At 64.7% G+C, this 12,472-nt stretch carries 15 protein-coding genes; 3 read left to right on the forward strand and 12 right to left on the reverse strand.

All coding sequences use genetic code 11. From position 1 onward, the window contains the following. Positions 1-8: 8 nt before the first annotated feature. Complete coding sequence (locus E1N52_RS24470) at positions 9-653, reverse strand: SCO family protein (protein WP_133185310.1); 645 nt, start codon at positions 651-653, stop codon at positions 9-11. A 104-nt stretch (positions 654-757) separates the two neighbouring features. After that, complete coding sequence (locus tag E1N52_RS24475; protein WP_133185311.1) at positions 758-1,552, reverse strand: SURF1 family protein; 795 nt, start codon at positions 1,550-1,552, stop codon at positions 758-760. Between the two features lie 105 nt (positions 1,553-1,657). On the opposite strand from E1N52_RS24475, the gene E1N52_RS24480 reads away from it, so the two are divergent. Beyond that, entirely contained in the window at positions 1,658-1,867 is a 210-nt protein-coding gene (locus tag E1N52_RS24480) for a twin transmembrane helix small protein (protein WP_028201826.1), read from the forward strand. A 134-nt stretch (positions 1,868-2,001) separates the two neighbouring features. On the opposite strand, the gene E1N52_RS24485 is transcribed toward E1N52_RS24480, so the two are convergent. The 8 genes from E1N52_RS24485 to E1N52_RS24515 all read right to left on the reverse strand — a co-directional run bounded on the left by E1N52_RS24485 (position 2,002) and on the right by E1N52_RS24515 (position 9,368). Beyond that, entirely contained in the window at positions 2,002-2,859 is an 858-nt protein-coding gene (locus E1N52_RS24485; protein WP_133185312.1) for a cytochrome c oxidase subunit 3, read from the reverse strand. Between the two features lie 103 nt (positions 2,860-2,962). Then, positions 2,963-3,184: a DUF2970 domain-containing protein gene (locus E1N52_RS24490; protein ID WP_246089203.1), complete on the reverse strand. Its 222-nt coding sequence runs from the start codon at positions 3,182-3,184 to the stop codon at positions 2,963-2,965. A 43-nt stretch (positions 3,185-3,227) separates the two neighbouring features. Then, on the reverse strand, positions 3,228-3,806 hold the full coding sequence (locus E1N52_RS24495; RefSeq protein ID WP_133185314.1) for a cytochrome c oxidase assembly protein: 579 nt from the start codon (positions 3,804-3,806) through the stop codon (positions 3,228-3,230). Positions 3,807-3,845: 39 nt separating this feature from the next. Then, positions 3,846-3,986 (reverse strand): cytochrome oxidase small assembly protein, encoded by a 141-nt coding sequence (locus E1N52_RS44165; RefSeq protein ID WP_208867222.1) that lies wholly within the window; start codon positions 3,984-3,986, stop codon positions 3,846-3,848. 137 nt (positions 3,987-4,123) lie between these two features. Next, positions 4,124-5,737, reverse strand: coding sequence for a cytochrome c oxidase subunit I (gene ctaD / locus E1N52_RS24500; protein ID WP_028201823.1), 1,614 nt, complete (start codon positions 5,735-5,737; stop codon positions 4,124-4,126). Positions 5,738-5,859: 122 nt separating this feature from the next. Then, positions 5,860-7,545, reverse strand: a complete 1,686-nt coding sequence (gene coxB, locus E1N52_RS24505; RefSeq protein WP_133185315.1) for a cytochrome c oxidase subunit II — start codon at positions 7,543-7,545, stop codon at positions 5,860-5,862. Between the two features lie 89 nt (positions 7,546-7,634). After that, positions 7,635-8,111: a DUF2244 domain-containing protein gene (locus E1N52_RS24510; RefSeq protein WP_133185316.1), complete on the reverse strand. Its 477-nt coding sequence runs from the start codon at positions 8,109-8,111 to the stop codon at positions 7,635-7,637. Positions 8,112-8,378: 267 nt separating this feature from the next. Next, positions 8,379-9,368 (reverse strand): methyltransferase domain-containing protein, encoded by a 990-nt coding sequence (locus E1N52_RS24515; protein WP_133185317.1) that lies wholly within the window; start codon positions 9,366-9,368, stop codon positions 8,379-8,381. Between the two features lie 87 nt (positions 9,369-9,455). Here E1N52_RS24515 and E1N52_RS24520 point away from each other — a divergent pair, with 87 nt between their 5' ends. After that, on the forward strand, positions 9,456-10,286 hold the full coding sequence (locus E1N52_RS24520; RefSeq protein ID WP_133185318.1) for a ComF family protein: 831 nt from the start codon (positions 9,456-9,458) through the stop codon (positions 10,284-10,286). Positions 10,287-10,328: 42 nt separating this feature from the next. Beyond that, a complete protein-coding gene (gene trmL, locus E1N52_RS24525; RefSeq protein WP_133185319.1) occupies positions 10,329-10,799 on the forward strand; it encodes a tRNA (uridine(34)/cytosine(34)/5-carboxymethylaminomethyluridine(34)-2'-O)-methyltransferase TrmL in 471 nt (156 codons plus the stop codon). A gap of 25 nt (positions 10,800-10,824) precedes the next feature. Here the strand turns inward: trmL and E1N52_RS24530 are convergent, their stop codons facing one another. Both E1N52_RS24530 and E1N52_RS24535 read right to left on the reverse strand, forming a co-directional pair. Continuing rightward, positions 10,825-11,358, reverse strand: coding sequence for an O-acetyl-ADP-ribose deacetylase (locus E1N52_RS24530; RefSeq protein ID WP_133185320.1), 534 nt, complete (start codon positions 11,356-11,358; stop codon positions 10,825-10,827). Between the two features lie 99 nt (positions 11,359-11,457). Beyond that, on the reverse strand, positions 11,458-12,456 hold the full coding sequence (locus E1N52_RS24535; RefSeq protein WP_133185321.1) for an NAD(P)H-dependent glycerol-3-phosphate dehydrogenase: 999 nt from the start codon (positions 12,454-12,456) through the stop codon (positions 11,458-11,460). Positions 12,457-12,472: the final 16 nt, after the last annotated feature.

Here is a 12,472-nt window from a genome sequence, read left to right on the forward strand (position 1 = left end):
TGCGCACCTTAACCGATGCGGGACCACTTGAGCAGTTTAGTGACGTCTTGTTTGATTTTCGACGGATCGGCATGCGCCGGGAATCGCATCATCAGGTTGCCGTTCGGATCGACCAGATAGATGTGGTCGGTGTCTTTCGTCGTCTGCGTAGCCGGCAGCCACGCGGCGACGGCGACCGGATCGGCGCGCAGCACGCGCGTGTCCGCGTAGGCGCCCTTCACTTTCGCGGAGACGCTCGCGTCGTCGGTGCGCAGCCAGACCGTGACGATGCGCTCGCGCTCCTGGCCCTGCGTTGCGCGCACCTGGCGCATGAAATAGAGCTTCGTCGCGCAGGCTTCGTCGCAGTCGCCGCCATTCACCGAGATCATCAGCCAGCGGCCCTTGAGCGAGGCGAGCGGCACTTCATGACCGTCGTCGCCCGTCACCATGAGCGCGCCGGGAATGGGCCGCTGCGGCTCGATGAGCTCGCCATAGCTCGTCGTGCCGCCCTTCGGCTTGATCACGTAGTACGTGAAGTACGAAATCGCGATCGGCGCGCCGCAAATGAGCATGATGATGAACAGCGTCCAGCGGCCACGCCGCTTCGCGTTCTGCTGCGCGGGCGTGGCGGCCGGCTGTGCGACCTGTGCGGAATGGGGGGATTGCGTCGACACTCTCGTGGAACCTCGCTTCTGTCGCTTTCAGTTGTCCATGTGCTGCATGCGCAGCGCCATTGTCCGGATCATGTCGGGATCGAATTGAGTCGTCCGACGGATCATCAGGCGTCCTTCGCGCTGCCTGCGTCTTGCCCTTCGAGCTCTTCGGCGTGCCGCCCGGCTTCGCCTTCGGTGCGCGCTTTTGTCGCAGCGCTTTTTGCAGCTTTACGGGCTGCAAACAGACCGAAACCGAGCGCCGCGAGCGCCATGCCCCACCACTGGAGCATGTAGCCGTAGTTGCGCTCGACATCAGTATCCGGCACCGGCCAGTCGCGCACGAGCCCGTCCTTGAAGGCCGGCACGAAGCCGGTTTGCTGGATCACGAACGGTTGCAGCGGCAACCCGGTTTCCGCTGCGTAGGAAGCGACGCCGAGATTCTGCCGTATCTTCTGATGCGCTGCAGAGCCGCCCGCACCGAGTTCGAACGCACGCGAGGCGTCCGCGCGCGCAATGCCTTCGACGACGACCGGCCCAGGCGGCGTGACATAGGGCGCGATCGCGGTGCGGTCCGCGATATTGCGCGGCAACCACCCACGATTGACCAGCACGTAGCCGCCGCCTTCGAGTTTAAGCGGCATCACGACATAAAAACCCGGCTGGTCGTTATACGGACGATTGTCGAGATACACCACGCGCTCGGGCAGGAAGGTGCCCGTCGCGCGTACGCGATGGAACTCGATGTCCCTCAGTGCGAGCGGGGTGGCGCCCACCGGTTGCGGCACCGACGATTCGTACTGCGTGATTTGCGCCTGCAGCGCCTCCTTCTGATGCGCGCGGTCGCGCTGCCAGAACCCGAGCCGGATCGTCACGGCCATCACGATCAGGATGAGCAACGTGGGGACGAGCCGGATTTTCATTGGGCACGTCCGATGCGAGAGATATCGGTGATCGAACCCCGCGCCACACAGCGTGGTGCGATAATGAGACAGACGTTTTCAGGCATGCCAAATTCCGTGAACTTCATGCACATACTCGTCCCCGTTGCGTTCGCGCTGATCATCGCGAGCATGATCTCCGCGCTCTACTTCATGATGCACGACCGGGGCCGCACCAAGCGGATGGTCTGGTCGCTCGCCACGCGCGTGGGCCTTTCCATCTCGCTTTTTCTATTCATCCTGTTCGCGCACTGGATGGGCTGGATCCAGTCCACCGGGATTCCTTATGGTCGCTGAGCGCTGCTGACCATCGCTGAACACAGCAGCGCAAACCCCATTCCGGAAAACACAAGGCGCCGCGCCGACGAGGTCGGGCGGCGCCTTGTTTCATTCCCGTGTCCCGCGCCGCGACGCGCGCGGCGCGCCGTACATCACAGCCAGTACACGACGACGTAGAGGCCGAGCCACACCACGTCGACGAAGTGCCAGTACCACGCCGCGCCTTCGAATGCGAAGTGATGCTCCGCGGTGAAGTGGCCGCGAATGAGCCGGATCATCACGACGGTCAGCATCGTGCCGCCCAGGAACACGTGGAAACCGTGGAAGCCCGTGAGCAGGAAGAATGTCGAACCGTAGATGCCCGAAGCGAGCGTGAGGTTCAGTTCGTTGTACGCGTGAATGTATTCGAACGCCTGCAGGAAGAGGAAGCACACGCCCAGCACGATCGTCGCGGCGAGCCAGGCGATGGCCTTCGAGCGATGGTTGTCGCGCAGCGCGTGGTGCGAAACGGTGAGCGTCGCGCCGGAGGAGAGCAGCAGCGCCGTGTTGATGGTCGGCACGGGCCACGGCGTCATCGAGCGGAAGTGCGAGACCAGCGCCGCGGGTCCGTTATTCGGCCACACCGCCGAGAAGTCCGGCCAGATCAGCTTGTAGTCGAGGCTGCCGAGCTGATGCAGGGCGATCGCGCGCGCATAGAAGAGCGCACCGAAGAACGCGCCGAAGAACATCACTTCGGAGAAGATGAACCAGCTCATGCTCCAGCGGTACGACACGTCGACGCGCTTGCCGTACATGCCGCCTTCGGATTCGGCGATGGCGTCGCCGAACCAGTGCCACAGCGTGAACAGGAGCCACAGCAGGCCGACGAGCACGCCGATCGGCCCCCACGACTCGCCGTTGATCCACGAGGCGAGCGACCCGAGCATGACCACAAGCCCAATGGACGCGCTGATCGGATGCCGCGACGGGTGCGGTACGAAGTAGTACGGGCTATCGTTTTGGCCGCTCATGCCTGTTTCTCCAGTTTCCAGTTGCACCGGACATCGCCGGCTGCATTTGTCCGAGTGTGTCCTCGTTATTCACTGCTTAGCGCGCAGCGTTGCGCGCACTTGCTCATCCCACCACCGCGTGCACGATCAACAGCAGCACGACGATGAACAGCACTGCGCCGATGATGCCCGCGATGATCAACTGCACGGGGTGCAGGTTCGCGGCGTCGTCTTCGAGGTCTGCGCGCTTGCGCACGCCAAGAAAGGACCACGCCACCGCTTTGATCAACTGCAGGATGCCGCCTTTCTTCTTCGCCGGCCCCGCTCCGCCACGTTCGTCGCTCATGCGCCTTTCGCCTCCTGGCATCGTTGACTTCGGCGCTGAAGCCTCACGCGCCCGCCGATTGTTTCGGCGGCGGCGGCACAGCCGGCTTGTTCAGCTCGAAGAACGTGTACGACAGCGTGATCGTCTTCACGTCCTTCGGCAGCTTCGGGTCGATCACGAACACCACCGGCATGCGCTTCATCTCGTTCGCCTTCAGGACCTGCTGCGTGAAGCAGAAGCATTCGATCTTGCGGAAGTACTCCGTCGCCTGCTTCGGCGCGTAGCTTGGAATGGCCTGCGCGTCGATCGTGCGTCCTTCGTTGTTCGAAATGTCGTACATCACCGTCATGACTTCGCCCGGATGGACGTCGAGGCTCGTCTGCTCCGGCTTGAAGCCGAGCAGCCCGCGTGCATTCGCGTCGAACTCGACCGAGATCGTGCGCGTCATGTCCACCTGCGTGTTGCGCGCCTCGCGCTCCGTGGCGTCGCGCTGCACCAGGTTGTTGATGCCCGTGACCTGGCAGATCGCGCGATACATCGGCACCAGCGCAAAACCGAAACCGAACATCAGCAGCGCCACCACGACGAGCTTGATGAGCATCGACCGGTTGAATGCGCGATCATTTCCAGCTTGCGTGGACATCGAACTTCCTCGAACGATCTTCCGGCAAACGCCTTCGCGTCAGTGGCCGGGGAAATACACCTGCTTGACGACGGCCGCCACAAAGAAACCGACTACGACGGCCAGCAAAATCAGGCCGAGCCGTAGATTGCCTGCGCGGATCTGCTCAGGCGTGCGTCTTTTTTGTGGATCCCGGGTCATGCGTTCAGCGCGGCTGGCCGCGGCTTCTCCTTGCATCGTGAATCGCCTCTCGTACGTGCTCCGATGAAGACTGCGTGAAGACCGCGTGCTTCGTTCGCGTCCGGCTGCGCACAGCCGGACGCCATACACTCAACGGCTTACTCGACCGTCGGCGGATTCTCGAACGTGTGGAACGGCGCCGGGCTCGGCACGGTCCACTCAAGGCCCGTTGCACCGTCCCACGGCTTGTCGCCGGCCTTTTCCAGCTCGCCGCCGCCGCGATACGCGGGCAGCGCGACGAAGAACAGGAAGTACACCTGAGAAAGCCCGAAGCCGAAGGCGCCGATCGTGATCACCTGGTTCCAGTCGGTGAACTGGGCCGGATAGTCGGCATAGCGTCGCGGCATGCCGGCCAGGCCGACGAAGTGCATCGGCAAGAACGCGAGGTTGAAGAAAATGAGCGAGCACCAGAAGTGGATCTTGCCGCGCGTCTCGTTGTACATCCAGCCGGTCCATTTTGGCGCCCAGTAGTACCACCCTGAGAACAACGCGAATAATGACCCCGCCACAAGCACGTAGTGGAAGTGCGCCACCACGAAGTATGTGCCGTGATACTGGATGTCGAGCGGCGCCATGGCGAGCATCAGGCCCGAAAGACCGCCGAACGTGAACACGATCAGGAAGCCCACGGCCCACAGCATCGGCGTTTCGAACGAGAGCGAGCCGCGCCACATCGTGGCGACCCAGTTGAACACTTTCACGCCCGTCGGCACGGCGATCAGCATCGTCGCGTACATGAAGAAGAGCTGGCCCGTGACCGGCATGCCAGTCGCGAACATGTGGTGCGCCCAGACCATGAACGAGAGAATCGCGATCGACGCCGTGGCGTACACCATCGAGCTATAGCCGAACAGCGGCTTGCGCGAGAACGCCGGAATCACCTGCGAAACGATCCCGAACGCCGGCAAGATCATGATGTAGACCTCGGGGTGCCCGAAGAACCAGAAGATGTGCTGGTACATCACCGGGTCGCCGCCGCCCGCCGCGTTGAAGAAACTCGTGCCGAAGTGGCGGTCGAACAGGAGCATCGTGATGGCGCCCGCGAGCACCGGCATCACGGCGATCAGCAGGTAGGCGGTGATGAGCCACGTCCACACGAACATCGGCATCTTCATGAGCGTCATGCCGGGCGCGCGCAGGTTCAGGATCGTCACGACGATGTTGATACCGCCCATGATCGACGAGGCGCCCATCATGTGCAGCGCGAAGATCGCGAAGTCCATGCCCGGGCCCATCTGCGTGGAAAGCGGCGCGTAGAGCGTCCAGCCCGCGGCGGTCGCGCCGCCCGGCGAGAAGAACGAGCCGACCAGCAGGCACCCGGCGGCGGGCAGCAGCCAGAAGCTGAAGTTGTTCATGCGCGCGAACGCCATGTCCGAGGCGCCGATCTGCAGCGGAATCATCCAGTTCGCGAAGCCCACGAACGCCGGCATGATCGCGCCGAACACCATGATGAGACCGTGCATCGTGGTGAGCTGGTTGAAGAACTCGGGGCGCATGATCTGCATGCCCGGCTCGAACAGCTCCGCACGAATGGCGAGCGCCATGACGCCGCCCGAGAGGAACATCACGAACGAGAAGAGCAGATACAGCGTTCCGATGTCCTTGTGATTCGTCGCGAGCAGCCAGCGGCGCCAGCCGTGGGGCGTGGCGTGCGCGTGGTCGCCGTGCACGTGACCGTGCCCGCCAGCTACATCGTGTCCGATGCTAGACATGTCTTATCTCCTGTCGGTCCGGAGTTGGCGCGTTGACGCCTGACTCCAGCCCCATGCAATTGAAATGCTGAAGCGAATTGCTTTTGCGTCTCTTGCTGCTTGTTCTTATGGCGCGGACCCGCTCAGGCCGCCGCGCTGATCTCCACCCGACGCGCTTCCTTCGCGTTCGCGCCGCCCGTGATCGTTTCCGGCTTCTTCAGAATGATGTGGTCTTCGGCGATGCCCGCCGCCTTCATCGCGTCGCGCACCGCTTGCGCGCGGCGCTTGGCGAGGTCGGCGTTCGTGCTGGCGTTGCCGCTCGAATCGGTGTAGCCCGACAGCGTGAACTTCGCGTCCGGATGCGCCTTCGCGTAGTCGGCTGCCGCCTGGATGGCGTCCTTCGCGTCGGCGGGCAGCGTGCTCTTGCCCACTTCGAAGTAGACGCTCGCCGGCAACGCGGCCGCGCTCGGCGCCGCTGCGCCCGACGCCTGATCGGCGCCGCTTGCGGGGGCTGCACCGCTTGCCGCGCTCGCTTCGGCGGCACCGCTCGCTTCGGCGGCACCGCTCGCTTCTTCCGCGCCGCTCGCCGCGGCCGCGCCACTCGCGCCGCCCTCGCCCGCTGCCGCCGTCGTGCCGCCGCCCTCGGGCATCTTGCCGTTACGCGCGTCGGCCACCTGACGCGGCTGCAGAATGTCGCCGGTGTGGTTGCCCCACGAGTTGCGCTCGAACGTGATGACCGAAGCGATCTCGACGTCGTTGAGCGTAGGCGCCCACGAAGGCATGGCGTTCTTGCCGTGCAGGACGATGCTCACGTGCCCGGCGAGCGGACCCTGAACCACCTTGCTGCCGTCGAGCGCCGGGAACGCGCCCGCGCCCTTGCCGGTGGGCTGGTGGCACACCGCGCAGTTCGAGTTATAGACCTTCTCGCCGCGCTCCTTGAGCTCGGCCAGCGTGTACGTCTTGTTCGGGTCGTCGTTGGCGGCGGCCATCTTCGCCTTTTGCGTATCGACCCACTTCGCGTAGTCCTCGTCGGAGAGCACTTCCACGACGACCGGCATGAACGCGTGTTCCTTGCCGCACAGTTCGGTACAGAAGCCGCGATAGGTGCCGACCTTCTCGGCCTTGAACCACGTGTCGCGCACGAAGCCCGGAATCGCATCCTGCTTCACGCCGAACGCGGGCACGTACCACGAGTGCACGACGTCGTTGGCCGTGGTGATGATGCGGATCTTCTTGTTGACCGGCACGACGAGCGGATTGTCGACTTCCTGCAGGTACGTATCGGTGATCGGCACGCGGTTGTTCACCTCGGAACGCGGCGTGCTGAGCGTGGAGAGGAAGTTGATGCCCTCGCCCGGCCCCTTCACGTAGTCGTAGCCCCATTTCCACTGGTAGCCCGTGACCTTCACGGTGAGGTCGGCGTTGGACGTGTCCTTCATCGCGACGACGGCCTTGGTGGCGGGCAGCGCCATCAGCACGACGATGATGAACGGCACCACCGTCCAGATGATTTCGACCGTGGTGCTCTCATGGAAGTGCGCGGCCTTGTGGCCCTTCGATTTACGGTGCGCGTAGATCGAATAGAACATGACGCCGAACACGCCGACGAAAATCACGGCGCACAAGAGCAGCATCATCATATGGAGGCTGTAAAGCTCTTCGGCGATGCGCGTGACGGGCGGCTGGAAATTGATCTCGTTCACCGCAGGGCCGCCTGGGCTGTCTCCGACTGCGAGTGCCGCGCCGGCGACGAGGAATCCGCTGCACGCCAGCACGCCCTGGAGGGCTCGCTTGATTGTTTTCATAGCTTCCTTACCCATAATTTCCATTCAAACCCTCGACCCCGCAGGAAGGTTTTGCAACCAGGGCGCCCCCTGGGACGCTCATACCGCCAACCGGCAAACTCACGCGCCGCGCATCAAACCGCGCGCGCAAGCCAGGCACGCAGTTCCCGCGCGAACTGCGCACGCCGATATTGCGGCAGATGCAACCCGACAGCGACCGCCTGACCGCGGGACACGAGACGCACCGGGTCGCGTGGGGTCGCGCCCGGCTCGACCCGGACCCAGCGGGGATTGAATTCGAACTGCGTGAGCGCGTCGGCGCTCATCTGTTCGATCACCAGCCGGTTCGGATAAAGCCTGATACGTTCGTAATCGACAGCATGGCGCGCATAGATGACAAAAGCGCCGCCTACTACCAACAGATCGATACCGGTAAACGGCAAAACCAGCCAGGCGCCGTGGATCAACAACAGAACGGCGATCGCGATGGAAACCAGCGCCAGCGAAACATAGAAGAACACGAATTGCCTGGGCGAAACCGAACAGTTGCGCTTCATGGTCCAGTCTTTCAGGACCGGTTCCGGACTCGCCAGCAGATCAGACGCCTGCATCGCTCGCTTCCCCCACTTGCAACCTCGCCAGACTATCGCCGCGTCGCGCCTCGCACAACTACGGGAACATCTGGACTTGCCACAATGGATTTTGGGGACCCTTCCGTGCAGCAAACTGACGCATTATAGGCGCGATCCCCAGCCCTCACAAGCAAGGCTCAATCGCCCGCAAACCCATGTCAGACGGGCATTGCAGCGATTTTTCAAGCATTTCCCCAGGGCTTTTCCGGCGCTAATTTCAGGCATAACGAAAGCCCCCTTACCACGTTACCGATTCCTTGCAGGACCTCGGCCGATGTCCTCGATGCGCACGATGCCATGGCCTTCGGCGGTCGTGCGCGGCACGGCCTTCCACGCGTGGCCGTAGATGATCTCGAAGGTCAGCGGGATCGTGCCCGCGTGCGGTCCGTCCGTTTGGCGGCGCGCTTCGAGCGCGGCCACGAGCGCACGGTGCAGGCGCCGCGCGCCATGCGTGCCGCCGTTGTCACCGTCGCCGTTGCGCTCGAACGGATACGCGCCCCAGCGGCGCACATCGGCGAGCAGCTTCTCCGGCGTCTTGTAGGTGATGGTGAGCGTTTCCTGGTCCATCACCGGAATTTCGAAACCGTTCTCGACGAGCATGTCACCGAGATCGTGCATGTCGACGAAATCGATTACGTGAGCGCGCGTCGGCACGCCGTGAGCGGCTTCGACTTCGGCGAACGCGCCGCGCAGCTCCTTGAGCGTGTCGGGCCCGAGCGTGCTGAACATGAGCAGGCCATTGACCTTGAGCACGCGCTGCCACTCGCCGAACACGAGATCGGGGCGCGGATGCCAATGCAATGCGAGATTCGACCACAGCAGTTCGAACGCGTCGTGCGCGAACGGCAGTTCGGCAAAGTCGGCCTGCGCAACACGCGGACCGCGCGAACCGAGCGCGCGGCCAACCGATGCGGGTAGAAAACGCCGCCAGCTCGTGTCGGGGGCGTCGTGCTCGCGGGCGCGGCGCAGCATGGCGAAGGAGAGATCGGTGCCGAACACGGGCGCTTCGGGAAAACGCTCGCGCAAGCTGGGCAGGTCGTCGCCCTGGCCGCACGCGATGTCGAGCACGGCCGCGGGATTCACCTTGATGTACTCGAGGCGCTCGCGCATGCGTTGCGCGATTTCACGCGGCAGGAAGGCAACGTCATCGAAAGTCGCCGCACGGCGATCGAAGATGCGCCGCAGGTGCCGGGTGTCATAGTCCGGACGGCCAGTTCTTGCGGGAGACGGGGACATGTCGGTCGTATTGGCGAAGTCTGCGAAGTATACTCGCTCACTCCTTTCCTTTCAGTCACGCGAGCCCGCTGCCCGGGCCGTCCTTCGATGCCACCGCGCCCTTCTTCACGTGAGACACGCAATGCAACGCGTCTCACACCGCCCGCTTCGATCCGCACTCGTCTTGCGGGCGTTGCGCGCGTTTGTCGAAAAGCACGGGGGCTGCCGTCACAGCTTGCGCACTTCGTGCTGCCCAATCTGTGCCCATTATGCGGCAATTTGTCGCGAGCCTCGCTCTGTGTGTGCTGCGACGCGGCGTACTGGAACGAGCCGCGCCTGCGCTGCACGGTTTGCGCGATGCCGCTCGCGCACAGGCGCGGTGCAGCGGGGGGCGCACGCTACCGCTGCGAGGCCTGCACCGACGCGCCGCCCGCATTCGACGCCACGCTCGCGCTCGCCGACTATCGCGCGCCGCTCGACCTGCTCGCGCGGGGCCTGAAGTTTCGCGCGCGCCTGGCGCTCGGCGAGGAATTTGCTCGACGCCTCGCGCTGGCCGCACAAGATATGTGCGATGAGCACGGTATGCCCGAGATCGTCGTGCCGGTGCCGCTCTCGCGCGAACGCCTGATCGAGCGCGGCTACAACCAGGCCTGGCAGATCGCGCGGCCGCTCGCGCGCCGCTTGGGCACGCACGCAGACGCCACGCTCGTACGACGCGTCCTGCATACGGCGCCGCAATCGAAGCTCGATCGCGACACGCGCCGCCGCAACGTCGCCCGCGCGTTCGTACTCACGCGGCCGCTCAGCGGCCAGCATGTGGGCGTAGTCGACGATGTGATGACCTCGGGCGCCACGCTCGACGCGCTCGCGCATACGCTCAAGGCCGCCGGCGCACGGCGCGTGACCAATTTCGTCGCGCTGCGCACGCCGAAGGACTGATCGGCCTCACACTATTCAAGACATCGAGAGAGTTTCATCGTCATGTTCAACGTCGTTCTCGTCGAACCCGAAATCCCGCCGAACACCGGCAACGTGATCCGCCTGTGCGCGAACACGGGTGCACGGCTTCATCTGATCGAACCGCTCGGCTTTCCCCTCGACGACGCAAAACTGCGCCGCGCGGGCCTCGATTACCACGAGTACGCGCAGATGCACGTGCACGCCGACTGGGATGCCTTCATCGCCAAAGAAGCACCGGACCCCTCGCGGATGTTCGCGTTCACGACGCGCGGATCGGGCCGCTTTCATGCGCATGCGTTCCAGCCGGGCGACTGGTTCGTGTTCGGTGCGGAAACGCGCGGCCTGCCCGACGCTGTGCTCGAGCGGTTCGACACGCCGCAGCGCGTGCGCCTGCCGATGCGGCCCGGCAATCGCAGCCTGAATCTCTCGAACACGGTTGCGGTCGTGGTGTTCGAAGCGTGGCGTCAGGCGGGGTTCGAAGGCGGCGAATGAGGCGGGTGCGTTGTACCGCGTTGCCCTACGACTTGCCGCGCGCCGCCAGCTCACGCTCATAGCGCGTGAGCATCGCATTGTCGAAGCACGCGAAGATCACGTGCTCGAGCGTCGGATATTTGGACAGCTCGTCGATCACGGTCGCGGCGGCGATTGTCACGGCGTCGTCGGCAGGAAAACGGTAGACGCCGCAACTGATTGCTGGAAACGCGATGCTCGTCACGCCTGCCTCGCGCGCGCACTCGAGCGAGCGCCGGTAGCAGGAAGCGAGCAGATGCGCTTCGTCACGGCCGCCGCCGTACCAGACGGGGCCCACGGTATGGATGACGTGTTTTGCGGGAAGGCGATAGCCGCCGGTGATTTTGGCGTCGCCGGTCGGGCAGCCGTTCAGCGTCTCGCATTCGCGCAGCAGATCCGGCCCGGCGGCGCGATGAATCGCGCCGTCCACGCCGCCGCCGCCGAGCAGCGATTCGTTCGCGGCGTTGACGATCGCGTCGACCTTCAACGTGGTGATGTCGACGGCCTGCGCTTCAATACGGCAGTTTCCGATGGTCAGCATACGGTCCTCCTGGCGATCCGGAGTTGGCGCTTTAGCACTCACTTCGCTCTCACTTAGAGCGAGCGGGCTTCATGCAACGCGCAGCAGGACCGAAGCGCCCTACTCCGCTTTCGCGTCGCGCCGGAGCAGCGCGCTCACGGCGTCGCGCGGCGTAACACCGTCGAACAGCACGGCACATACCGCCTGGGTGATCGGCATGTCGATGCCATGCGCGCGCGCGAGCGCCAGCACGGCCTGCGCGCAGCGCACGCCTTCGGCCACATGGCCGAGTGCGCCGAGGATGTCGTCGAGTGTGCGCCCGCTCGCGAGCTGCTTGCCCACGGTGCGGTTGCGCGAGAGGTCGCCCGTGGCGGTGAGAATGAGGTCGCCGAGGCCGGTCAGTCCCGTGAAGGTCTCGGCGCGCCCACCGAGCGTCACGCCAAGGCGCGTCATTTCAGCGAGGCCGCGCGTGATGAGCGCCGCGCGTGCGTTCAGGCCGAGGCCCAGGCCATCCGCGATGCCGGTCGCGATCGCGAGCACGTTCTTGACCGCGCCGCCCACCTCCACGCCGACCACGTCGTCGCCGGTATAGATGCGCATCGCGCGGTGATGGAACGCGGCGAGCGTGCGCTCGCGGCAAGCGGCGGAGGCGCTCGCGACCGTCAACGCGACGGGCAGGCCCTCGCCGACTTCGCGTGCGAAGCTCGGCCCTGAAAGCACGCCGTTGCTCGCGTGGCCCGGCAGCTCGGCCGCCACGACCTGATGCGGCATCAACTGCGTTTGCGCTTCGAAGCCCTTGCAGAGCCAGACGAAGTGGGCGGGCACGCGCCCCATGTCGCGCAGTGTGCAGAGCATGCCGCGCAGGCCCGCAACGGGCGTGGCGAGCACGACGAGATCCGCCTCGCCCGACGCGTGGTCGAGCGCGGCGGCGAGATCCGTTTCGTATTCGAGAGTCTTGGGCAGCGCGACGCCCGCGAGGTAGCGGGCGTTTTCGTGCGTCTTGCGCAAGGTGTCGACGAGCGCGCCATCGCGCGCCCACAACAGCGTGTGATGCGCCTGGGCGAGATGCCCCGCCAGCGCGGTGCCCCACGCTCCGGCGCCGAGAACGGCGATGTTCATTCCGATACTCCGCACC

The organism is Paraburkholderia guartelaensis (assembly GCF_004353905.1).
Classification (GTDB): Bacteria; Pseudomonadota; Gammaproteobacteria; order Burkholderiales; family Burkholderiaceae; genus Paraburkholderia; species Paraburkholderia guartelaensis.